This window comes from Micrococcus sp. UYEF5 (assembly GCF_040546065.1).
GTDB lineage: Bacteria > Actinomycetota > Actinomycetes > Actinomycetales > Micrococcaceae > Micrococcus > Micrococcus luteus.
Genome location: NZ_JBEPNB010000002.1, coordinates 137,111 through 160,020 on the forward strand (window position 1 = coordinate 137,111; position 22,910 = coordinate 160,020).

Genomic DNA, 22,910 nt, shown 5'->3' on the forward strand with positions numbered 1-22,910 from the left:
GCCGATCATCCCGGCCGGAGCGGTCGGGGCCGCACGAGTCAGGAGGCGTGGCCCATGAGCGAGCAGGACCCCACTCCCGCCCCGGCCCGTCCCGTCCCGGTCCGGCCCCGCGGCCGGATCGCACGCCTGACCGGCCGGCACGCCACCGAGTACTCGCCCCTGCTCGAGCCGCTGATGCGCACGGTGCGGCAGCGAGCCACCAAGACCGAGCTGGCCGACATCGTCCGCGCCTTCGAGGTCGCCCGCGCGGCACACGAGGGGCAGATGCGGCGCTCCGGGGACCCGTACATCACCCACCCCGTCGCGGTCGCCACGATCCTCGCCGAGATCGGCGTGACCGGCCCGACCCTCCTGGCGGCCCTGCTGCACGACACCGTCGAGGACACGGACTACTCCCTGGAGCGCCTGCGCGCCGACTTCGGCTCCGACGTCGCCCTCCTCGTGGACGGCGTGACCAAGCTGGACAAGGTGACCTACGGCGCCGCGGCGCAGGCCGAGACCGTGCGCAAGATGGTCATCGCGATGGCCCAGGACGTGAACGTCCTGCTCATCAAGCTCGCCGACCGGCTGCACAACGCGCGGACGTGGCGGTACGTCTCCCCGGAGTCCAGCGCGCGCAAGGCCCAGGAGACCCTGGACATCTACGCCCCGCTGGCCCACCGGCTCGGCATGAACACCGTCAAGTGGGAGCTCGAGGACCTCTCCTTCGCCGCCCTCAAGCCCAAGATGTACGCGGAGATCGTGCGCCTCGTGGGGGAGCGGAACCCGGAGCGGGAGAAGCACATCGCGGCGCTGCGCACCGTGATCGAGGATCATCTGCGCGAGCACCGGATCCGGGCGACCGTCACCGGACGGCCGAAGCACTACTACTCGATCTACCAGAAGATGGTGACGCGCGGGAAGGACTTCGACGACATCCACGACCTGACGGGCATCCGGGTGCTCGTGGACTCCGTGCGTGACTGCTACGCCGTGCTCGGCGCGATCCACGCCCGCTGGAACCCGGTCCCGGGTCGGTTCAAGGACTACATCGCGGTCCCGAAGCTGAACATGTACCGTTCCCTGCACACCACGGTGATGGTGCCGGGCGGCAAGCCGGTGGAGATCCAGATCCGCACGCAGGAGATGCACCGCCAGGCCGAGTACGGCGTCGCCGCGCACTGGCGGTACAAGGCCCAGGCCGCCGGCCAGGCGCCGGTGCAGGCCACGCCGGCCTGGCTGCGCTCGGTGATGGACTGGCAGGCGGACACCCGGGACCCGGACGAGTTCCTCGCCTCGCTGCGCACCCAGATCGGGGCGGACGAGGTGTACGTCTTCACGCCGAAGGGGGAGATCCGCACCCTGCCGGCCGGCTCCACGCCCGTGGACTTCGCCTACGCCATCCACACCGACGTCGGCCACCGCACCATCGGTGCCCGGGTCAACGGCAAGCTCGTCCCGCTGTCCACGCCGCTGAGCCACGGTGACACCGTGGAGGTCTTCACCTCGCGCGCCGAGGACGCGGGCCCGAGCCGGGACTGGCTGGGCTTCGTGGTCTCGCCGCGGGCCCGGTCCAAGATCCGTCACCACTTCGCCACGCAGCGCCGCGACGAGCAGGCCGACCGGGGACGCGAGTCGCTGACCCGTCAGCTGCGCAAGGCCGGCATGGCCGTGCAGCAGGTGCTCGGCGGCGAGGAGCTGGTGCAGGTGGCCACGGATCTCGGCTACGCGGACCTCGACGGGCTGTTCGTGGCCCTCGGCGACGGCCACGTGTCCGCCCAGTCCGTGCAGGAACGCGTCGCGGAGCGCCTCGCTCCGCCGACGCCGACGCAGGCCGAGCCGGAGGGCGAGCTGACCGTCGGCGAGGTGCACCTGCAGGAGCTGGTCCCGGCCCAGTCGCGGCGCGCCCCCGCGCGGGCCACCAACGACGCCGGCGTGCTCGTGGACGGCGACGGCGGCGTCATGGCCAAGCTGGCACGGTGCTGCAACCCGGTGCCGCCGGACGCCATCGACGGGTTCGTCACCCGCGGCTCCGGGGTCTCCGTGCACCGGGTCGACTGTCCCAACCTGGCGACCCTGCTCGCGCAGGAGCCGGAGCGCCGCACCCCGGTCAGCTGGGCGCCGTCGCGGGACACCGTCTACCTGGTGGAGATCCAGATCGAGGCGCTGGACCGCAAGTCGCTGCTCTCCGACGTCACACGGGTCCTCTCCGAGAACCACGTGTACATCCTCTCGGCCTCCGTGAACACCACCCGCGACCGCGTGGCGATGAGCCGGTTCGTCTTCGAGATGGGCGACCCCCGGTTCCTCGGCCACGTGATCGACGCGGTGCGCCGCATCGACGGCGTCTTCGACGTGCACCGCACCTGAGCCTCCCGGCCTCAGTCGGGGACGTCCAGCGCCGCCAGCAGCGCGCCCAGCCGGCGCCGGGCCGCCACGACGCCGGCACGGCGGGTCCGGCGGGCCAGCCGCTCCCGCAGCCCGGCGGCGCCGTGGGCGCCGATCACGGCGGCCGCGCGCCGCGCCGCATCCGGGTCGGCGCTGAGCAGCAGGTCTTCGACTGTCCGGGCGGGCGTCGTGACCCGCACGGGGCCGAAGCGGAGCACGTCGTGCTCGGCGGGGGCGACGCCCGTGGCATCGGCCGCGACGTCCGACTGCGTGAGCGTCCAGGGCAGCAGGCCCCCGCCGGCGGGGCGCCGGTGGAAGTGCGGCACGGCCGCGTGCAGCCGCCCGGGCGCCGCGCCGCCGGCCAGGATCCAGGCCGCCGACGGGCCGATCGCGGTCCAGCCGGCGGCCAGGAGCGGGCCGCCGAGGGTCCACAGGGCAGCGGCCCGGACCGCGGGATCGTCCGCGGCGTCCGGCCGCGCCCACACCCCGGGCAGCAGCGGCCGCACGGCGCCCCGCGCGCCGAGCGCCTGCAGCTCCGGCTCCGTGAAGGGGTCGCCCGCCAGCACGAGTGCCCCGGTCGGGGCGGTCTCCTCGATCGTCACGGTCGTCATGCCCGGATCCTGCCAGAGACGGGGACGCCCCCGCGGCCGCCTGTGGACAGGCGGGCCGCGGGGGCGTGCTCGAGACGGGTGGGGCTCAGCGGAGCTCGGAGGCCGAGGCCTCGAGGGCCTGCTTCCACTGCAGGCGCGCGTCGAGCGCCTCCTGGGCCTTCTTGACGGCGCGCTGGTCGCCCCGGGCCTGGGCCCGGGCGAGATCCGCCTCGAGCCCCGCGATGGTCTCCTCGAGCTGCGTGAGGGCGGAGTTCGTGCGGGCCTTGGTCTCCGGGTCGGTGCGGCGCCAGTGCTCGTTCTCCGCCTGCTTGAGGGCGTCCTCGAGCTTGCGGAGGCCCTCCTCCATCCGGCGGACGTCCCCGCGGGGCACGCGGCCGGCATCCTCCCACCGCCCGCGCAGCTCGTTGAGCGCGCGCCGTCCGGCCTTGACGTCCGTGAACGGGAGCAGCTTCTGGCCGTCGGCGAGGATCTGCTCCTTCACCTTCAGGTTGGCCCCGTACTCGCGGTCGATCTCCTGGTTCGCGGCCTTGCGGGCGGCGAAGAAGACGTCCTGGGCGGCGCGGAAGCGGGCCCAGAGGGCGTCGTCCTCCTTGCGGGAGGCCCGGGGGGCGCGCTTCCACTCGTCCATCAGGTCGCGGTACTTGCCGGCGGTCACGCCCCAGTCGGTGGAGGTGGACAGCTCCTCGGCACGGGCGATGAGACGCTCCTTGACCTGCTTGGCCTCGGCCGAGGCGGCGTCCAGCCGGGAGAAGTGGGCGCGGCGGGTCTTGTCGAACGCGGTGCGGGCGCCGCGGAAGCGCTTCCACAGGTCGTCCTCGACCGACTTGGCCAGACGCGGACCGGCCTTCTGGGCGGCCTTCCACTCCTCGAACAGCTCCGTCATGCGCTTGGACGCGGTCTTCCAGGGCATCCGCTCGGCCGGGGTCTGGGCGAAGGTCTCGGCCTCGGCGACGATGGCCTCGCGGGTGGCCAGCTGCTCGGCCTGGGCGGCCTGCCGGGCCTCCTGTTCCGCGGCGCGGTAGTCGCCCAGGAGGGTCTCCAGGGCCGCCAGGCGGGTGCGGAGGGCGTCCATGTCGCCGACCATGTGGCGCTCGTTCACCGCGGTCGTCATCTGACCCAGCGCCCGGCCCAGCTCACTCGAGGGGGCGCCGGCGGCGATGCGCTGCTCGAACAGGGCCATCTGGGCGCGCACGTCGTCGTACTTGCGCACGAAGTACGCCAGCGCGTCCTCGGTGCTCGCGTCCGGCACCTGGCCGACCGCGTGCTCCTCCTGCCCGTCCAGCAGCGTGACGTGGCCGTCCTCGCTCACCCGGGCGAACCTGGCGGCCTCCTCCACCGGGGTGGGCGGCACGGTCGGGGCCACGACGGGGGTCGGGGCGGCGGACGCGGCGGCGGGCGTCGCGGGGCGCACGGCGGCCGGGCTGGCCTTCTTCATCGCGGCCGGGGAGGGCACGGCGGGCGCCTCGGCGGGCTGGGAGGAATCACCGTGCGCCGGCGCGTCGGGGACGACCTCGGGGACGGGCCGGGCCTCGGCGGGCACGGTCGGCTCGGCGGCCTCGGCCGACGCGGGGGCGGCCTCGGTGGCGGGGGACTGCTGGTCGTCGGGCTGCATGTGATTGGTCACCGCTGGAACTCTCCCTGACTGCGCCGGCACGCAGTCGTCGAGGGATGCGGCCGGTCGGGATGGACACGAACAGGGCCAGCGTACCGGGCCGGACAGCGCCCGCGCCTAGAATGGGCCGGTGCGCCGGCGGGGGACCGTCGCGCGTCCCCGCCGTCGTCGTCTCGAAGGATCGCCATGTCCCGCAAGGCCTCCCTGTCCGGTTTCCACGAGTGGCTGCCCGCCGAGCGGCTCGTGGAGCAGCACGTGCTCGACACGCTGCGGCGGACCTTCGAGCTGCACGGGTTCGCCGGCATCGAGACCCGTGCCGTGGAGACCCTGGGCCAGCTGCTGCGCAAGGGCGAGGTGGACAAGGAGGTCTACGCGGTCTCCCGCCTGGCCGAGGACGAGGAGGTCGCCGCGGGCCGGCGCGATCCCAAGGACCCGGCCGACCCCAAGCGCCTGGCCCTGCACTTCGACCTCACCGTGCCGTTCGCCCGCTACGTCGTGGAGAACGCCGGCCACCTCGCCTTCCCCTTCCGTCGCTACCAGATGCAGAAGGTCTGGCGCGGGGAGCGCCCTCAGGAGGGCCGCGCCCGCGAGTTCACCCAGGCGGACATCGACGTCGTCGGCGACGGCGCCCTCTCGCCCCGGTACGACGCCGACGTCGCACTCGTGATGGCCGAGGCGCTCGGCGCCCTGCCGATCGGCGACTTCCTCATCCGCGTGAACAACCGCAAGCTCGCCGAGGGCTTCTACCGGGGCATCGGCCTGGAGGACACCGCCGGCGTGCTGCGCAGCATCGACAAGCTGGAGAAGGTCGGCCCGGAGGAGGTCGCGCGGCTGCTCCAGGAGGAGGTCGGCGCGAGCCCCGAGCAGGCTGCGCAGGCGCTGGCCCTGGCGGACATCCGCACGTCGGACGCCTCGTTCGTCGAGCGGGTCCGCGCCCTGGGGGTGACCCACGAGCTGCTCGAGGAGGGGCTGACCGAGCTGGCCGACGTCGTCGCCACCCTGCACCGCCGCGCCCCCGGGCGCGCCGTGGCGGACCTGTCCATCGCGCGCGGCCTGGACTACTACACGGGCACCGTCTACGAGACCGTCCTGGTGGGCCACGAGCAGCTCGGCTCGATCTGCTCGGGCGGCCGCTACGACGCGCTCGCCTCCAAGGGGAACCGCGTGTTCCCCGGTGTCGGACTGTCCATCGGCGTGACGCGGCTGGTGATGCGCATGCTGTCCCAGCAGATGGCCGTGGCCTCCCGCTCCGTGCCGACCGCGGTGTACGTGGCGCTGACGGCGGACGAGGACTGGCCCGAGGCCCAGGACGTCGCGGCCCTGCTGCGGGAGCGCGGCATCCCCGCGGAGGTCGCGGTGTCCGCGGAGAAGTTCGGCAAACAGATCAAGTACGCGGACCGCCGCGGCATCCCGTTCGTGTGGTTCATGGGCCGGGACGACGCCGGCGCGCGGGTCCACGAGGTGAAGGACATCCGCTCCGGCGAGCAGCACGCCGCGGACCCGGCCGACTGGACCCCGCCGGCCGAGGACCTGCTGCCGCAGGTCGCCCGCGCGCAGGACTGAGCGGACGCGGCCGCTGTGCCGGCCCCGGTGTGCGGCGGCGGTGGGTGTCTGCGCGTCGGGTCACCGGCCCCGGCGCCCGGCCCGCACGAACGCGCGCCCGCCCACCCCGATCAGGAACACGCCCGCCATCGCGGCCACGGACATCGGCGGCAGGCTGAGGGCGAGCAGCAGGCACAGGGCCAGGCCGAGGACGTTGACGGCGCGGGGCACGCGCAGCGGGCGCAGCGGGCGCGGCCGGGCCGGGCGGCGGCCGTCGTCGTCCCCGCGCAGGGTCAGGGCGGACAGGTTCGCCACCGCGTAGTAGACGAGCACGCCGAACGAGCTGAAGCCCACCACGGTGAGGATGTCCGTGGTGAGCAGGAGCAGGATCACGGCCGCGGCCACCGTCAGCTGAGCCGTCCACGGCGTGCCGGTCCCCGCATGGACCCGTGCCAGGGGGCGGGGCAGGTCGGACTCGCGGGCCATGGCCAGGGCGGTGCGGGAGATGCCCGTCAGCAGGTTGAGCATGGCCCCGGCCGCGGCGAGGGCGGCGCCGGCCACCGCCACCCAGCCCCAGCCGGAGCCCAGGGCGGTCTCGAGCAGGTCGCGCACGGGCGCCGGGGACCGGGCCAGCCCGGAGGTCCCGAGGCCCGAGATCAGCGCCGTGGCGAGCAGCAGGTACAGCGCCACGGTCACGGCGAGGGCGATCAGGATGGCGCGCGGGATCGTGCGTGCGGGGTCGATGACCTCCTCACCCATGGTGGCCACGCGCGCGTAGCCGGCGAACGCGAAGAACAGGACGCCCGCGCCCATGAGCACGCCCTGCACGGGGGAGTCGACGCCGAGCGCCGCGGCCGAGCCCCCGGGGGCCTCGCGCGCCAGGCCTGCGCCGATGGCCAACACGAGCACGGCGAGCACGGGCACGAGGATCGCCAACGTCGCCTGCGCGGTCCGCGTCACGCCCGCCATCGCCACCCCGGTGAGCACGACGACGGCGGCCACGCCCGTCCACCGGGCCGCGGCGGCGTCGTCGGGGAAGAGGTACAGGCCGAGGGTGGCCGCCATCGCGGCCACCGACGCGGTCTTGCCCGTGACGAAGCCCCAGCCGGCGACGAAGCCGGCCCACGGGTGCAGCTGCCGCCGGCCGTAGACGTAGGCGCCGCCGGACTCGGGGTGGACGGTGGCCAGCTGCGCCGTGGACAGGGCGTTGCACAGGGCCGCGACGGCCGCGACCGCCAGGGCCCCGTACAGCAGGCCGGGGTGGCCGCCGGTGAGCGCGGCCGCCAGGCCGATCGCGGTGAACACGCCCGCGCCGATCATCGAGCCGAGGCCGATCGCGACGGCGTGGAGCAGGGTCAGGCGGCGCTGCAGGGCGGCGGTCATGACGGGGTCCTCCTGGGCTGGGGCAGTGTGGACGGGGCACTAGACTGACGGGAACGGCGCGCGCCCGCCCCGCAGGCGTATCACACGGCGTCGACCATCACATGAACCCCGCACATCGTCCGGCGACCGGACGGAGAGGATCCTCGTGCTGCGCACCCACTCCCTCGGCGAGCTCAACGCCTCGCTCATCGGCCAGACCGTCACCGTCACCGGCTGGGTGGCGCGGCGGCGAGACCACGGCGGCGTGGCCTTCGTGGACCTGCGCGACGCCTCGGGCTTCGCCCAGGTTGTGGTGCGGGACGAGGCGGACTTCGACCCGCTGCGCAACGAGTGGGTTCTGCAGGTCACCGGCACGGTCGAGCGCCGCCCCGAGGGCAACGAGAACCCGAACCTGCCCTCCGGCGAGATCGAGCTGATCGCGGAGACCGTGACGGTGCTCAACACCGCCGCCGCGCTGCCGTTCCAGGTGGACGAGCACGTGGAGGTCGGCGAGGAGGCCCGGCTGCGCCACCGCTACCTGGACCTGCGCCGCCCGCAGCCCTCGCGCATCATGCGCCTGCGCTCCGAGGTCAACCGGACGGCGCGCGAGCTGCTGCACGGCGAGGGCTTCGTGGAGGTCGAGACCCCGACTCTCACGCGCTCGACGCCGGAGGGCGCCCGCGACTTCCTCGTCCCGGCCCGCCTGGCTCCCGGCTCCTGGTACGCCCTGCCGCAGTCGCCGCAGCTGTTCAAGCAGCTGCTGCAGGTGGGCGGGATCGAGAAGTACTACCAGATCGCCCGCTGCTACCGCGACGAGGACTTCCGCGCGGACCGTCAGCCCGAGTTCACCCAGCTGGACATCGAGGCCTCCTTCGTGGAGCAGGATGACGTGATCGCCCTCGGCGAGAAGATCGTCAAGGCCCTGTGGGCCCTCGTGGGCGTGGACGTGCCGACGCCGATCCGCCGCATGACCTACGCCGAGGCGATGGAGAAGTACGGCTCGGACAAGCCGGACCTGCGCTTCGGCCTCGAGCTGACGGACCTGACCGAGTACTTCAAGGACACCCCGTTCCGCGTGTTCCAGAACGAGTACGTGGGCGCCGTCGTGATGCCGGGCGGCGCCTCCCAGGCCCGCCGCACCCTCGACGCGTGGCAGGAGTGGGCCAAGCAGCGCGGCGCCAAGGGCCTGGCCTACGTGCTCATCCAGGAGGACGGCGAGCTGACCGGCCCGGTGTCCAAGAACATCTCCGAGGAGGAGAAGGCCGGGCTGGCCGCCGCCGTGGGCGCGAACCCGGGCGACTGCGTGTTCTTCGCCGCCGGGAAGCCGAAGGAGTCCCGCGCGCTGCTGGGTGCGGCCCGCGTGGAGATCGGCCGTCGCTGCGGGCTGTTCACCGATGCCGGTGACGGCGTGGCCGCGAAGGACGCCGACTGGGCGTTCGTGTGGGTCGTGGACGCGCCGATGTTCGAGCCGGCGGCCGACGCCGTGGCCTCGGGCGACGTCGCCGTGGGTGCGGGCGCCTGGACCGCCGTGCACCACGCGTTCACCTCGCCCAAGCCGGAGTTCGCGGACACCTTCGACACCGACCCGGGCGCGGCCCTGGCGTATGCGTACGACATCGTGTGCAACGGCAACGAGATCGGCGGCGGTTCCATCCGCATCCACCGTCAGGACGTGCAGGAGCGCGTGTTCGAGGTCATGGGCTTGTCCCCGGAGGAGGCGAACGAGAAGTTCGGCTTCCTGCTCGAGGGCTTCAAGTACGGCGCCCCGCCGCACGGCGGCATCGCGTTCGGCTGGGACCGCGTGGTCGCCCTGCTGGCCGGCACCGACTCGATCCGCGAGGTCATCGCGTTCCCGAAGACCGGCGGCGGCTTCGACCCGCTGACGGCCGCACCGGCGCCCATCACCGCCCAGCAGCGCAAGGAGGCCGGCGTCGACGCGCAGCCGGAGCCGAAGCAGGCCGAGGCCGAGCCGGAGGCCTGATCCGGGTCCGCGGCGGGCCCGCCTCAGCCGCGCCGCGGACCGGCCAGCTCGTCCGAGTCCACGATCAGCGTGAACGGCCCGGAGTTGGTGAGGGAGACGTCCATCTTCGCGCCGAACACCCCGCGCTCCACGCGCACGCCGGCGGCCTCGAGCTCGGCCGTGAACCGCTCGTAGAGCGGCTCGGCCTGGTTGCCCTTCGCCGCGCGCGTCCAGGACGGCCGCCGGCCCTTCCGCACGTCGCCGTACAGCGTGAACTGGCTGACGACGAGCGCCGGGGCACCGGCGTCGGTGAGGGACCGCTCGCCGTCGAGCATGCGGAGCCCGGCCACCTTGCGGGCCACCTGGACGGCCTCGGCCTCGGTGTCGTCGACGGTCACGCCGAGCAGGATCACCAGCCCCTCGCCCTCGAAGGAGCCGACGACTTTGCCGTCGACGGTCACGGACGCGGAACGGGCGCGTTGCAGAACGGCTCTCATGCAGCCATTCTGCAACGCGCCCGGAACCGGTCCGCGTCAGCGGATCACTGACGACGGGTCGGATTCACCTCGTACACGGTGGTCGAGCCGGAGACCTCGTTGGCGACGATCAGCAGGGCGGTGCCGGAGGGGGACTCGTCGGCCGGCACGAAGGTCAGGCCCTCGGCGCCCATGTCACCCAGGCCGGCCGTGGCGTCGTCGCCCGCGGCATCCCAGTCACGGTCGTTGACGTAGTCCACGTAGGTGGCGTTCCGCGGGTCGGTGATGTCGAAGACCACCACGCCGCCGATGCGCTCGAGGCCCACGAACGCGTAGGTGCGGCCCTGGATCGTGCCCACCACCACGGACTCGGGCTCGGGGCCCTTGTCATCCGAACGGGAGTCCCCGGACGGGGTCTCGTCGTTGTTCGCGTTGAACGCGTGCTCCGGCAGCTCGCCGGCGGCCACGAGCCGGGCGATCTGCTCCTCGATCATGCCGGCGGAGTCGAACAGGCGGGTGCCGTCCGCGGTGTAGATGGAGAAGGACCGGCCGCCCAGTGTGGTCAGGGAGGAGTGGCACTCGCGCTCAGAGTCGTAGCCGAGGTCGGTGAGCACCTTCAGGCGGCCCAGGGCATCCTTCTTCTGCAGGGCCTTGGCCCCCGGGAACTCGGCGGCGCACAGGTCCAGGTCGCTGACGCGCTCGGAGTCGTTGAAGTCGCCCCACTCCCGCCCGTCACCCTCGTTGGCGGTGACGACCAGGTTCTGACCGCGCCAGCGGTACGTGTCGATGCCGTCGGGCATGGGCAGGCCGTCGACCGGCCAGTGGCCCAGCTCGATGCCGCCGTCCTTGTCCGAGGCGTCCAGCACGCCCTCGGTGGACCAATCGGTGGGCGTCAGCGCCCAGAGGTCCTCCAGCGTGGCGGACTTCAGGTCCACGACGGCGACGGCGTTGGCCTCCTGCACGGACACGTAGGCGGTGCGTCCGGTCGGGTCGACGGTGACGTACTCCGGCTCGAGGTTGCGAGCCACCCGACCGGCGGGCTCGTGACCGGCGGGCACCGCCATATCGGGGCCGGAGACGCGCACGCCGGCGGGCAGGGCGGTGCCGGCGTCGTAGGCGCGGAAGTCCACGGTGCGCACCGCGTCCTGGGTCAGGCGGGAGAACTGCCGGGCGTTCTTCGGTACGGAGACCACGGAGATCGTGCCCTCCGGGTCGACGGAGAAGTCGTCGGCCGGTTCGCCCTCGTTGGCGACCACCACGTACGCCCCGTTCGGGGAGAAGGCCAGCGAGTCCGGCAGGGCACCCACCCGCACGCCGCCGAGGTAGCGCAGGGTGGTGGTGTCGAAGAACACGACCCAGCCGTGGTCGGTCTTCTCGGCGGCCTCCACGGCGACGGCCATCACGCCGCCGGAGACGGCCACGGAGTTCACCGTGGCGCCCTTGTCCGTGACGGAGCCGTCCGCGGTGCGCAGGCCCTCGGCGGAGAGGGTCCGCTCGGCCACGGGGGCGGCGTCGGCGCCCAGGCGCATGACGTCGACGGCGCCGCGCTGCGCGTTCACCACGAACAGGCGGCCGGAGACCGCGTCGAAGGCCGGGATCTCGGCGGCGGACTCGCCGAACACGCCGGTCTCGTGGGTGCCGGCGCGGGTGAGCTCGATGCTCTTGCCGGACGGGTTGGCGGCGATGGCGGCGCGCTGGGCCGTGGCCGAGTGCGGGGCGGGCGCGCTGAGGGAGGCCGGGGCGAGGAAGGCCGTGGACAGGGCCGCGGCGGTGACGGCCGTGGCGAGGCGTGCGAGGCGAGGCATGGATGCTCCAGTCAGGGCAGGGAGGCGGAGGACGGGGTCACCCCATCGCACGGATGTGAACGGACCGTGACGTCCCGGCCAGCGCGCGGTGTCCCGCGGGTGTCGACGCCCCGGACGCCCCGCGTGCCGTCCGCCGAGGTCAGTCCTCGCTCGGCAGCCCCGCGAGCACCCGCACCGTCGTGAGGTTCCGGGCCGTGCCGCGCACCCCGAGCGCCCGGTCGAGGCGAGCCGGGGTGAGCGGGGAGTCGGCGACCCCCGCGGCGCAGCGCATCCACAGCAGCCGTCCCTCCAGGGCCGTGCGATCCGGCCCCGCGGGTCGGCCATCCCCGTGGTCGAGCGCGGCCAGGGCGGCGGCCGCCTCGGGTGCGGGGTCGTCCTCGAGCACGGTGAGCTGGGTGCGTTTCGGCTCGCCGCCGGCCCAGGGGAGCGCGTCGTGCAGCTCCAGGGCGCGCCGGAGCGTGCCCACGTCCACGAGGACCACGGGGACGTCGAGGCCGCCCTCCTCACGCGCCCGCCGCGCGAACCCCTGCCGCACGCCCTCGGCGGCCGCGTCGGAGGACGCCCGGAACAGGACGTTGCCGCTGGCCAGGTGGGTCGTGACCGCCTCCCCGCCGGCGGCCCGGGCCCAGCGGATCAGCGTGTCCTTCCCGACACGGTTGCTCCGGCCCACGTTGATCCCGCGCAGCAGCAGGACATGGGTGTGGTCGGCGCGCGGGGCGGCGGGGCTCATGCGGCCAGGATGCCACCCACGCGCCCGCGGGCCGAGGACTACCCTGGACCCGATGGACGACCTCTTCAGCGCCGCGCACAACGGGGCCGACGACGACGGCCCGGCCGGCACCGTGGCCGCCCCGCACCCCGGCGCACCGCTGGCCGTGCGCATGCGCCCGCGCACGCTGGATGACGTGCTGGGCCAGCGGCACCTCATGCGGCCGGGCTCCCCGCTGCGCAAGCTCGCTGAGCCCGATCCGGACTCCGCCGCGGGACCGAGCTCGGTCATCCTCTACGGGCCTCCGGGCATCGGCAAGACGACGCTGGCCCACGTGATCGCCCGCGCCCCCGGGCGCACGTTCACGGAGCTGTCCGCGATCACGGCCGGTGTGAAGGACGTGCGGCAGGTGATGGAGCAGGCCCAGCGCGAACGGGACCTCTACGGGCGCACCACCGTCCTGTTCCTCGATGAGATCCACCGCTTCTCCAAGGCGCAGCAGGACGCGCTGCTGCCGGGCGTCGAGAACCGCTGGGTCGTGCTGGTGGCCGCGACCACGGAGAACCCGTCCTTCTCCGTGATCGCACCCCTGCTCTCCCGGTCGCTGCTGCTCACGCTGCGTCCCCTCACGGACGACGACATCGTCGGGCTGCTGGACCGTGCCGTGACCCAGGAGCGCGGGCTCAACGGCGCCGTGGTGCTCCAGGACGACGCGCGGGACTACCTGGTGCGGATGGCCGGCGGCGACGCGAGGCGGGCGCTCACGGTGCTGGAGGCCGCGGCCGGCGTCGCCCTGGACAAGGCGCGCGAGGCCGGCCGGGCGGGGGAGGGCGCCGTCGCGGTCACGGAGGAGGACGCCGCGCAGGCGATGGACCACCACGTCCAGCGCTACGACAAGGACGGCGACCAGCACTACGACGTGATCAGTGCCTTCATCAAGTCCATCCGCGGCTCGGACGTGGACGCGTCGATGCACTACCTCGCCCGGATGCTGGAGGCGGGGGAGGACCCCCGGTTCATCGCCCGGCGGCTGATCATCTCCGCGTCCGAGGACGTGGGCATGGCCGACCCGACCGCGCTGCAGACCGCCGTGGCCGCCGCCCAGGCCGTGCAGCTGATCGGCATGCCGGAGGGACGCATCATCCTGGCGCAGGCCGTGACGCATCTGGCCACCGCGCCGAAGTCCAACGCGAGCTACACCGCCGTGAACGAGGCGATCGCGGACGTGCGGGCCGGCCACACGGGCGCGGTGCCGGCGCACCTGCGGGACGCGCACTACCCCGGCGCGGCGGCCCTCGGCCACGGCCAGGGCTACGTCTACAGCCACGACGAGCCGCACGCCGTCGCCCGTCAGCAGTACGCGCCGGACCCCCTGGTCGGGAGGGACTATTACCGGCCCAAGCCCATCGGACACGAGAAGCGGCTCACCGAGCAGGTGGCCGCGCTGCGCCGGATCATCCGCGGCGACTGAGCGCGCGCCGGGCCCGGGGGCGGACGCCTCGGGCGGCCGCGCGGAATAAAGACGCCCGGATCACCGGTTGTCCAGGGATGAGCGGGGCGGTCGACGTCGGCCCGCCGACTCCTCGCCCGCTCGCGCCCCCATGCACCACCGACGCACAGAAGGAACAGAAGGAGCCGCCCCCATGACCCAGTCCACTCCGCAGCAGTCCACCCCGCAGCACACCGCCGCGCAGCAGCCGGCCCCGTACGGCCGCCCCGGCGCCGGCGGCCCCGCCCTCCCGCAGGCCGACTACCGCATCCTGCGCTCCGTCCCGGCCTACGCCGAGGCCCAGGCCCTCGTGGACCAGCTCTCCGACGCCGGGTTCCCCGTGGAGCGCGTGCGCATCGTGGGCACCGGGCTGCGCTCCGTGGAGCAGGTCCTGGGCCGGATGACCACCGGCAAGGCCGCCGTCCGCGGCGGGCTGCAGGGCCTGTGGTTCGGCCTCCTGCTCGGCCTGCTCTTCTCGATCTTCGCCCCCGGCTTCGGGTTCCTCTGGATCCTGCTGATCTCCCTGGGCCTGGGCGCCCTGTGGGGGGCGGTCTTCGGGGCGATCGGCCACGCGGCCACCGGCGGCAGGCGCGACTTCACGTCCCTGCAGACCATGGAGGCCGAGTCGTACGACGTGCTGGTCGAGGCCTCCCACCTGGACCAGGCCGGTCAGCTCCTCGGCGCGGACCCCGGCACCGCGGCCACGCCGCGCGCCTGAGCCCCGGCCCGCCCCGTCGTCGTCGCTCTGGTAAGGTGGACCGGTCTGGCAGGCGCTGCGCCCCGGACGCATCCCCCTCGCTCGGATCCCCGCGGACGCCCGCGTGCCCGGGCGAGGGACGCGCAGCGCATCAGTGGATGACGGGCGGCGGCACGCCCCTCAGCTCTCCTCAGGATCGCGGGGAGGCCAGGTTCGAGGCCCCTTGACCCGTGCGCCCCGGCGCCCGGACGAGACCTCGAGACAAACCCGAACCGTGCCGCACGTCAAGGAAAGGCAGGTCCACCATGAGTGGCAACCTTCGCACCCGCCGCACCGTGCGGCACTCCCGCGCCCTGGGCATCGCGCTGACTCCCAAGGCCGAGAAGTACATGGAGCGTCGTCCGTACGGCCCCGGCCAGCACGGCCGTGCCCGCCGCAAGCAGGACTCGGACTACGCGGTGCGCCTCAAGGAGAAGCAGCGTCTGCGCGCCCAGTACAACATCCGCGAGGCCCAGATGCGCCGCTACTTCGAGGAGGCCAAGCGCACCGCCGGCCTGACCGGTGAGAACCTGGTCGAGCTCCTCGAGCAGCGCCTCGACGCCCTCGTGCTGCGTGCCGGCTTCGCCCGCACCATCCAGCAGGCCCGTCAGCTCGTCGTGCACCGCCACATCATGGTGGACGGCAAGCGCGTGGACGTCCCCTCGTTCCGCGTGAAGGAGGGCCAGATGATCCACGTGCACGAGCGCTCGGAGAAGATGGTCCCCTTCCAGCTGGCCGCCGCCGGCGCCCACCAGCAGGTCCTGCCCGCCACCCCGGGCTACCTGACCGTGGAGATCGACAAGCTGCGCGCCACCCTCACCCGTCGCCCGAAGCGCTCCGAGGTCCCCGTGACCTGCGAGGAGCAGCTCGTGGTCGAGTACTACGCGCGCTGATCCGCCGCGGCCGGGTCCGTCCCGGACGACGGCGCCCCGCGCGTCCCGCAGGCCCGGTCACCTCTCGGAGGTGACCGGGCCTGCGGCGTCCCCCGGGCCCGCCGCCGGGGATCGGCGCCGCGCCCGGTAAGGTGGGGCCGGAATCCCTGCCGTCCGAAGGAGGCCCCCGCCATGCTCCGCTCGCTGCTGCTCGTCGGCGCCGGCGCCGCATCCGGCTGGTTCGCACACCGCGCCCTCGGCGACCGTGCCCACCCGGCCACCGACGCGACCGACGCGCCGACGTCTGACCCTGGCTCCGCGGGGGGGCGCGCGGGGTTCTCCGCCCGCCTGGACCCGGAGCGTCTGGCCCGCCAGGCCGGTGAGGCCGCCGCCGACGCCGCGGCGGCCGCCCTGCAGGACGGTGCCCGGCGCCTGGCCGAGCGCGTCCGCGCCGAGGCCCCCTGGGCCGCGCCCTACCTGCCCCACACGGGGCCGATCATCTCCGGGGAGACCGTGGAGCCGCCGTCGCACGGCGCCGCCCGCCCCCAGACCACCACCACGCAGAAGGACACCCCCGCATGAAGTCCCAGGAGATCGCCCGCCGCTGGACCGCCTTCTTCGAGTCCAGGGGGCACCGCGTGGTGCCGTCGGCGTCGCTCGTCTCGCCGGATCCGTCGCTGCTGTTCACGGTGGCCGGCATGGTCCCGTTCATCCCGTACTTCCTGGGGGAGCAGACCCCGCCGAGCCCGCGCGTCGTCTCGGTGCAGAAGTGCATCCGCACCGCGGACATCGAGGAGGTCGGCAAGACCGTCCGCCACGGCACCTTCTTCCAGATGTGCGGCAACTTCTCCTTCGGCGACTACTTCAAGGAGACGGCCATCCCGATGGCCTGGGAGCTGCTGACGTCCTCGGTCGAGGACGGCGGCTTCGGCCTGGACCCCGAGCGCCTCTGGGTCACCGTGTACCGCGAGGACGACGAGGCCGAGCGCATCTGGCGCGAGGACGTGGGCGTCCGTCCAGAGCGCATCCAGCGCATGGGCAAGGAGGACAACTACTGGCACACCGGCCAGCCCGGCCCGGGCGGCCCCTGCTCGGAGATCTTCTACGACCGCGGCCCCGCGTACGGCGTCGACGGCGGCCCGGCCGCGGACGACACCCGCTACATCGAGATCTGGAACCTCGTGTTCATGCAGTACCGCCTCTCCGCGGTGCGCTCGAAGGACGACTTCGACGTCGCCGGCGAGCTCGAGCACAAGAACATCGACACCGGTCTCGGCCTCGAGCGGCTCGCCATGATCCTCCAGGGTGTGGAGAACATGTACGAGACGGACCAGGTCCGCCCCGTGCTCGACCGCGCCGCGCAGCTGGCCGGTCGCTCCTACACCTCCACCGAGGACCCGGCCGACCCGCACTACGACGACGACGTCCGCCTGCGCATGGTGGCCGACCACGTGCGCTCGGCCCTGATGCTGATCAGCGACGGCGTGCGTCCCGGCAACGAGGGCCGCGGCTACGTGCTGCGCCGCCTCATCCGCCGCGTCGTCCGCGCCCTGCGCCTGATGGGCGTCACCGAGCCCGTGTTCCCCGAGCTGCTGCCGGTCTCCCGGGACGCGATGAAGGGCACCTACCCGGTCGTCGCGGACGAGTTCGAGCGCATCGCCCGGATCGCCTACGCCGAGGAGAAGGCGTTCCTGCGGACCATCGCCGCGGGCACGGCCCGCCTCGACGCCGCGGTGGGCCAGGCCCGCTCGGCGGGCGGCGGCATCGCCGGCCCGGACGCGTTCGAGCTGCACGACACCTACGGCTTCCCGATCGAGCTGACGCTGGAGATCGCGGAGGAGGCCGGCGTCGCCGTGGACGAGGCCGGGTTCCGCGCCCTCATGGCCGAGCAGCGCGACCGCGCCCGCGCGGACGCCAAGGCCAAGAAGTCCGGCCACACGGACACGGCCGTGTACCAGCGCCTGCGCGCCGAAGGCCAGACCCACTTCACCGGCTACACCGAGCACACCACCGAGTCGGTGGTGCGCGGCCTGCTGCAGAACGGCGAGGAGGTCCCGTCCGCGGGCGCCGGCACGGAGCTCGAGCTCGTCCTAGACGCCACGCCGTTCTACGCGGAGTCCGGCGGCCAGGCCGCGGACACCGGCCTGATCACCGGCGACGGCTTCCGCCTCGAGGTGCTCGACGTGCAGGCCCCCGTGAAGGGGCTGTCCGTGCACAGGGTCAAGGTCCTCGACGGCGAGGTCGCCGCCGGCGCGCAGGCCCTCGGCGCGATCGACCTGCAGCGCCGCCTTGACGGCGAGAAGGCCCACTCCGGCACCCACCTGGTGCACGCCGCGCTGCACCAGATCCTCGGCCCCGAGGCCACCCAGTCCGGCTCCTTCAACAAGGAGGGCTACCTGCGCTTCGACTTCCGCTGGGCCGAGTCGCTCTCGGCCGGGGCCCGCTCCGAGGTCGAGGACGTGGTGAACATCGCCATCCGCGACGACCACACCGTGCTCACCCAGGAGATGAGCCTCGAGGAGGCGCGCGCACTCGGCGCGATGAGCCTGTTCGGCGAGAAGTACGGCGACCGGGTGCGCGTCGTGGAGATCGACGGCGCCTGGTCCCGCGAGCTGTGCGGCGGCACCCACGTGGGCCGCACCGCGCAGATCGGCTCGCTGACCCTGCTCGGCGAGCAGTCCGTGGGCTCGGGCAACCGCCGCGTCGAGGCCCTCGTCGGCCTGGACTCGTTCCGCCACCTCGCCGCGGAGCGCACCCTCGTCTCCGAGCTCTCGGAGATGTTCAAGGCCCCGGCCGAGGAGCTCAAGGACCGCATCGGCGCCACCCTGGACCGGCTCAAGGCGGCCGAGAAGCAGGTCGCGGAGCTGCGGGCCCAGGCGCTGCAGGCCCAGGCCGGACAGCTCGCCGCGCAGGCCCGGGACGTCACGACGTCCGGTGGGACGTCGGTGCGGGTGCTGGCCCACCACGCCGGCGACGTGGCCGGGGACCAGCTGCGTTCCCTCGCGCTGGACCTGCGCGCCCGGATCGAGTCGGCCGGCGGCAACGCGGCGGGCACGCCCGTGTTCGTGGCCCTCACGGCCGAGGCCAAGGGCCGGCCCCTCGTGGTCGTGGCGACCAACGAGGCCGCCCGCGCGGCCGGCCTCAAGGCGGGCGCCATGGTCAAGACCGCCACCGGCGTGCTCGGCGGCGGGGGCGGAGGCAAGGACGACGTCGCCCAGGGCGGCGGCCAGGACGTCACGCGCGTCGGGGATGCGCTCGACGCCGTCGTCGCCGCGGTGCGCGCGGCCTGAGGCGGACGTGAGCGCAGGTCAGGACGGGGCCAACGCGGCAACCGACGCCGTGCGCCGGGGGCGCACCCTCGGCGTCGACGTCGGCCGTGCCCGCGTGGGCGTCGCGTCGGCCGACCCCGACGGCCTGATCGCCACCCCCGTGGCCACCCTGCGGCGGGATGCGCGTCGACGTCGTGACGTGGACGAGCTCGTCGCCCACGCACGCGAGCTCGACGTCGTCGCCGTGTACGTCGGCCTGCCGGTGAATCTACGGGGCGAGCACACGCCGTCCACGCAGGACGCCCTCGACTACGCGGACGCCGTCGCCGCCGCCCTGGCCGAGGCGGGCCACCCTGTGCCGGTCCGGCTCGTCGACGAGCGGCTCAGCACGGTCTCCGCGCAGGCCGGACTGCGGGCCGCGGGCCGGTCCGTCAAGGACAGCCGCGGCGTGATCGACCAGGCGGCCGCCGTCGCGATCCTGCAGGCCGCCGTGGACGAGCAGCGCCGCACCGGGCGCTGGGCCGGCCAGGACCGGGAGCCGATCCGGTGACCGGCGACCACCAGCACGCTCGGCGTGAGGACCACTGGGACGATCTGCTCGACGACGAGGCCGACGTCCACGACGACCTCGACGTGTTCGGCTTCGCCCACGAGGAGGCGGACGAGGCCGACGTCGGCGCCCCGTCCCAGCCGGTCGGCGCGGCCGGCCCACGCCGGCCCCGCACGTTCCTGCGCCGCCGGGGCACCGGGTCCCACCCGGCCTCGCGGGTCGACCGCGGCGCCGGCCGGCGGCGGACCGCGCTGGTGCTGGGCACGGTGCTGGTGGCGTTCGCCGTCGTGGTCGGGCTGATCGTGCGCGGCTTCCTGAGCGGCCCCGACCACACGGCCGTCGAGGGCGACGAGGTGACGTTCTCGGTGGAGCCGGGCGAGGACCTGGGCTCCGTGGCGGCCCGCCTGGACCGGGCCGGCATCGTGGGCTCAGCCCGTGCTTTCGAGCGCGCCGCCAGGGACACGGGCAGCGGTCTCGTCCGTTCGGGGGACTTCGTGCTGCGCGAGCGGATGCCCGCGGCCGAGGCCCTCGCGGTGCTCCAGGGTGCCACGGACGGGGCCGTGCACTACGTGCTCGTGGAGCGCGGGCGGCGACTCACCGAGGTGCTGGACGCCGTCGCCGAGGCCACGGGGCTGCCCCGCGAGGAGCTCGAGGCCGCCGCCCAGGACCCGACCCGCTACGGCGTCCCCGGGGAGGCGGGCACGCTCGAGGGCTGGCTCGACGCCGGGGAGTACCGCCTCCCCGTCGACGCCACCGCCGGGCAGGTGCTCGACGCCCTGGTCCGGCCCACCCTCGCCGAGCTCGAGGCCCTCGACGTCCGCGACCCGGCCGAGCAGCAGCGCGTGCTCACGATCGCCTCCATCCTCGAGGCGGAGGCCCTGCCCCAGGACTACCAGCAGGTCGCCGGCGCCATCGAGAACCGCCTCGCCCCGGACAACACCGAGACGCACGGGCTCCTGCAGATCGACGCCACCGTCACGTACGGCCTCGGAGTGCGCAGCCTCAGCTTCACCTCGGGCCAGCGGCAGGACGCCTCGAACCCCTACAACACGTACGTACACCCGGGCCTGCCGCCGGGTCCGATCGGCATGCCCTCCGACGCGGCCGTCGAGGCCGCCCTCGACCCGGCCGAGACGGACGCCTACTACTGGGTGACCACGGACATCGGCACCGGCCACACCGAGTTCTCCCGCACCTATGAGGAGCACCAGCAGCACGTGCGCACCCTGCAGCGCTACTGCGCGTCCAATCCGGGGGTGTGCTGATGCGCCCCGTGCTGCGCGCGGCGGTCCTGGGCCGGCCGATCGCCCACTCGCTCTCCCCGGTGCTGCACGCGGCCGCCTACCGGGTCCTCGGCCTCGACGTCGACTACGGCCGCCGTGACCTGGGCGAGGACGAGGTGCTGGCCTTCGCGGCCGAGCACCTCGGCGCCCCGGGCGCGGCCGACGGCGGCGCGGCCGCGGCCCGCGGGCAGGACTGGCTCGGCTGCTCCGTCACCATGCCGCTGAAGCGGGCGGTCGTCGCCGCCGCCGGGCACGTCAGCGACCGCGTCCGGCTCCTGGGCACCGCGAACACCCTCGTGCGCGACCATCCCGCCGCCCCCGGGGTCGTCCACGCCGAGAACACGGACGTGGACGGCATCCTCGGCGCCCTCGCCGCGGCCGGCCTCGACCGTGCCGCCCGGGGCGGGACCGTCGGCGTCCTCGGGAACGGGGGGACCGCGACGGCGGCCGTCCTCGCCGCCGCCACGCTCGGCGCGAACGCGGTGCTCTTCGGCGTCCGCGACGCCGCCCGCGCCGCCGAGGTGACGGCCCTGGCCGACGCGCTGGGGCTGCGCTGGGCGACCCTGACCCAGGCGGATCTGCTCCGGCGGGCGCCGGGGCTGCGTGCCGTCGTCGCCACCCTGCCGCCGCGCGCCGCGGACGCCCTGGCCGCGCACGTGCCGGCCGACGCCGCCCTGCCGCCCCTGCTGGACGCGGCCTACGACCCGTGGCCCTCCGTGCTGGCGGCCGCCTGGTCCCGGGAGGGCGGTCCGGTGGCGTCCGGGCTGTCCATGCTGCTGCACCAGGGCGTCGAGCAGGTGCGGCTGTTCACGGCCCGGCCCCGCGCCGCGGCCGGGATGCCCGAGCCGGACTGGGCGGCGGTGACGCGCGCCGCGGCGGACGCCCTGGGGCCGGCCGCCGGCTGAGCGCCGGACGCCGCATCCGGCGCGTCCCGTCCGGTCACACGCGGCGGCGCGGTGCCCCGTGCGTGAGAGACTGCACGCCATGGTGCGCTGGTTGACAGCGGGGGAGTCTCACGGCCCCGCGCTCACAGGAATCGTTGAGGGACTGCCGGCCGGGATCCCGGTCACGACGCAGGACGTGCAGGACGCGCTCGCGCGCCGCCGCCTGGGGTACGGGCGCGGCGCGCGCATGAAGTTCGAGCAGGACGCGGTGACGATCCTCGGCGGCGTCCGCCACGGCCGCACCCTCGGCTCGCCCGTGGCGATCCAGGTGGGCAACACGGAATGGCCCAAGTGGGAGAAGGTGATGGCCGCCGATCCCGTCCCCGCGGAGGAGCTCGACGGTCTGGCCCGCAACGCGGCGCTCACCCGCCCGCGGCCCGGCCACGCCGACCTGACCGGCATGCAGAAGTACGGCTTCGACGAGGCCCGCCCCCTCCTCGAGCGCGCCTCCGCCCGTGAGACCGCCGCCCGTGTGGCCCTGGGCACCGTCGCCCGCGCCTTCCTCGGCGAGCTCGGCGTGCGGATCGTCTCCCACACCGTGGCCTTCGGGGAGGCCGCCCTGCCGGAGGGCCACCCGTTCCCCGTGCCCGAGGACGAGGCCCGCCTCGACGCCGACCCGGTCCGCTGCCTCGACCCGCAGACCTCGGCGGCGATGGTCGCCGAGGTCGACGACGCCCACCGCGCCGGGGAGACCCTCGGCGGCGTCGTGGAGGTGCTGGCGTACGGCGTGCCGATCGGCCTGGGCTCCCACGTGCACTGGGACCGCCGCCTCGACGCGCGGCTGGCCGGGGCGCTCATGGGCATCCAGGCGATCAAGGGCGTGCAGGTCGGCGACGGGTTCGCCACGGCCGCCCGACGCGGCTCCGCCGCCCACGACGGGATCGCCCGCGGCGCGGACGGCCGCCCCCGGCGCACGAGCGACCGGGCCGGCGGCATCGAGGCCGGCATGTCGACGGGCGAGCTGCTGCGCGTGAGCGCCGCGATGAAGCCGATCGCCACGGTGCCGCGCGCGCTGCCCACGGTCGACGTCGCCACGGGCGCGGAGACCACGGCCCACCATCAGCGCTCCGACGTGGCGGCCGTGCCCGCCGCGGGCATCGTCGCCGAGGCCATGGTCGCCCTCGTCCTGGCCGACGCGATGCTCGAGAAGTTCGGCGGCGACTCCGTGGCCGAGACGCGCCGCAACCTCGAGGCGTTCCAGGCCGCGGTCCCCGCCCTGCCGGAGCCGGCCGCCGACGTCGTGGCGGACGGCCCGATGGGCGACCCCCTGCCGTGACCGACACCCCCGGGACCGCGCCGGCCCCGGGACCGGACCCGAGCACG

The 22,910-nt window shown here is 74.5% G+C and carries 18 protein-coding genes; 12 read left to right on the plus strand and 6 right to left on the minus strand.

The window, feature by feature from the left end; genetic code table 11:
- The first annotated feature begins 54 nt into the window (after nucleotides 1–54).
- Nucleotides 55–2,349 carry a RelA/SpoT family protein gene (locus ABIB16_RS02660; protein ID WP_095353339.1) on the plus strand — a complete coding sequence of 765 codons (2,295 nt, stop codon included), beginning with the start codon at nucleotides 55–57 and terminating at the stop codon, nucleotides 2,347–2,349.
- A gap of 11 nt (nucleotides 2,350–2,360) precedes the next feature.
- On the opposite strand, the gene ABIB16_RS02665 is transcribed toward ABIB16_RS02660, so the two are convergent.
- The gene (locus ABIB16_RS02665) at nucleotides 2,361–2,978 is read right to left on the minus strand and encodes a hypothetical protein (protein WP_036380977.1); all 618 of its coding nucleotides are present in this window, start codon (nucleotides 2,976–2,978) and stop codon (nucleotides 2,361–2,363) included.
- 85 nt (nucleotides 2,979–3,063) lie between these two features.
- Nucleotides 3,064–4,602 carry a DUF349 domain-containing protein gene (locus ABIB16_RS02670; protein ID WP_063188928.1) on the minus strand — a complete coding sequence of 513 codons (1,539 nt, stop codon included), beginning with the start codon at nucleotides 4,600–4,602 and terminating at the stop codon, nucleotides 3,064–3,066.
- 174 nt (nucleotides 4,603–4,776) lie between these two features.
- Here ABIB16_RS02670 and hisS point away from each other — a divergent pair, with 174 nt between their 5' ends.
- A complete protein-coding gene (hisS, locus tag ABIB16_RS02675) occupies nucleotides 4,777–6,153 on the plus strand; it encodes a histidine--tRNA ligase (protein WP_063188930.1) in 1,377 nt (458 codons plus the stop codon).
- 60 nt (nucleotides 6,154–6,213) lie between these two features.
- On the opposite strand, the gene ABIB16_RS02680 is transcribed toward hisS, so the two are convergent.
- Entirely contained in the window at nucleotides 6,214–7,515 is a 1,302-nt protein-coding gene (locus ABIB16_RS02680; RefSeq protein WP_060973791.1) for an APC family permease, read from the minus strand.
- 145 nt (nucleotides 7,516–7,660) lie between these two features.
- Here ABIB16_RS02680 and aspS point away from each other — a divergent pair, with 145 nt between their 5' ends.
- Complete coding sequence (gene aspS / locus ABIB16_RS02685; protein WP_078025478.1) at nucleotides 7,661–9,475, plus strand: aspartate--tRNA ligase; 1,815 nt, start codon at nucleotides 7,661–7,663, stop codon at nucleotides 9,473–9,475.
- Between the two features lie 23 nt (nucleotides 9,476–9,498).
- On the opposite strand, the gene dtd is transcribed toward aspS, so the two are convergent.
- The 3 genes from dtd to ABIB16_RS02700 form a co-directional block, all read right to left on the minus strand.
- Nucleotides 9,499–9,951, minus strand: a complete 453-nt coding sequence (gene dtd / locus ABIB16_RS02690) for a D-aminoacyl-tRNA deacylase (protein ID WP_044659818.1) — start codon at nucleotides 9,949–9,951, stop codon at nucleotides 9,499–9,501.
- 44 nt (nucleotides 9,952–9,995) lie between these two features.
- Complete coding sequence (locus tag ABIB16_RS02695; protein ID WP_063188934.1) at nucleotides 9,996–11,735, minus strand: choice-of-anchor I family protein; 1,740 nt, start codon at nucleotides 11,733–11,735, stop codon at nucleotides 9,996–9,998.
- Between the two features lie 139 nt (nucleotides 11,736–11,874).
- Nucleotides 11,875–12,465 carry a DUF1697 domain-containing protein gene (locus ABIB16_RS02700; RefSeq protein ID WP_020621558.1) on the minus strand — a complete coding sequence of 197 codons (591 nt, stop codon included), beginning with the start codon at nucleotides 12,463–12,465 and terminating at the stop codon, nucleotides 11,875–11,877.
- A 52-nt stretch (nucleotides 12,466–12,517) separates the two neighbouring features.
- On the opposite strand from ABIB16_RS02700, the gene ABIB16_RS02705 reads away from it, so the two are divergent.
- From ABIB16_RS02705 to aroC, 9 genes are all read left to right on the plus strand, one after another.
- Nucleotides 12,518–13,915 (plus strand): replication-associated recombination protein A, encoded by a 1,398-nt coding sequence (locus ABIB16_RS02705; protein ID WP_041103678.1) that lies wholly within the window; start codon nucleotides 12,518–12,520, stop codon nucleotides 13,913–13,915.
- A gap of 172 nt (nucleotides 13,916–14,087) precedes the next feature.
- Complete coding sequence (locus tag ABIB16_RS02710; protein WP_020621560.1) at nucleotides 14,088–14,651, plus strand: general stress protein; 564 nt, start codon at nucleotides 14,088–14,090, stop codon at nucleotides 14,649–14,651.
- 284 nt (nucleotides 14,652–14,935) lie between these two features.
- On the plus strand, nucleotides 14,936–15,562 hold the full coding sequence (gene rpsD / locus ABIB16_RS02715; protein WP_036313685.1) for a 30S ribosomal protein S4: 627 nt from the start codon (nucleotides 14,936–14,938) through the stop codon (nucleotides 15,560–15,562).
- Nucleotides 15,563–15,733: 171 nt separating this feature from the next.
- Entirely contained in the window at nucleotides 15,734–16,123 is a 390-nt protein-coding gene (locus ABIB16_RS02720) for a hypothetical protein (protein WP_020621562.1), read from the plus strand.
- Complete coding sequence (gene alaS, locus ABIB16_RS02725) at nucleotides 16,120–18,831, plus strand: alanine--tRNA ligase (protein WP_063188936.1); 2,712 nt, start codon at nucleotides 16,120–16,122, stop codon at nucleotides 18,829–18,831. Before ABIB16_RS02720 ends, alaS begins: the two co-directional genes overlap by 4 nt.
- Nucleotides 18,791–19,360: a Holliday junction resolvase RuvX gene (gene ruvX, locus ABIB16_RS02730; RefSeq protein ID WP_041103686.1), complete on the plus strand. Its 570-nt coding sequence runs from the start codon at nucleotides 18,791–18,793 to the stop codon at nucleotides 19,358–19,360. The genes alaS and ruvX overlap by 41 nt, the downstream gene beginning before the upstream one ends.
- Nucleotides 19,357–20,625 (plus strand): endolytic transglycosylase MltG, encoded by a 1,269-nt coding sequence (gene mltG, locus ABIB16_RS02735; RefSeq protein WP_063188937.1) that lies wholly within the window; start codon nucleotides 19,357–19,359, stop codon nucleotides 20,623–20,625. The genes ruvX and mltG overlap by 4 nt, the downstream gene beginning before the upstream one ends.
- A complete protein-coding gene (locus ABIB16_RS02740) occupies nucleotides 20,625–21,548 on the plus strand; it encodes a shikimate dehydrogenase family protein (protein WP_063188948.1) in 924 nt (307 codons plus the stop codon). Before mltG ends, ABIB16_RS02740 begins: the two co-directional genes overlap by 1 nt.
- A 79-nt stretch (nucleotides 21,549–21,627) precedes the next feature.
- On the plus strand, nucleotides 21,628–22,863 hold the full coding sequence (gene aroC / locus ABIB16_RS02745; RefSeq protein WP_041103692.1) for a chorismate synthase: 1,236 nt from the start codon (nucleotides 21,628–21,630) through the stop codon (nucleotides 22,861–22,863).
- The last annotated feature ends 47 nt before the right edge of the window (nucleotides 22,864–22,910 follow it).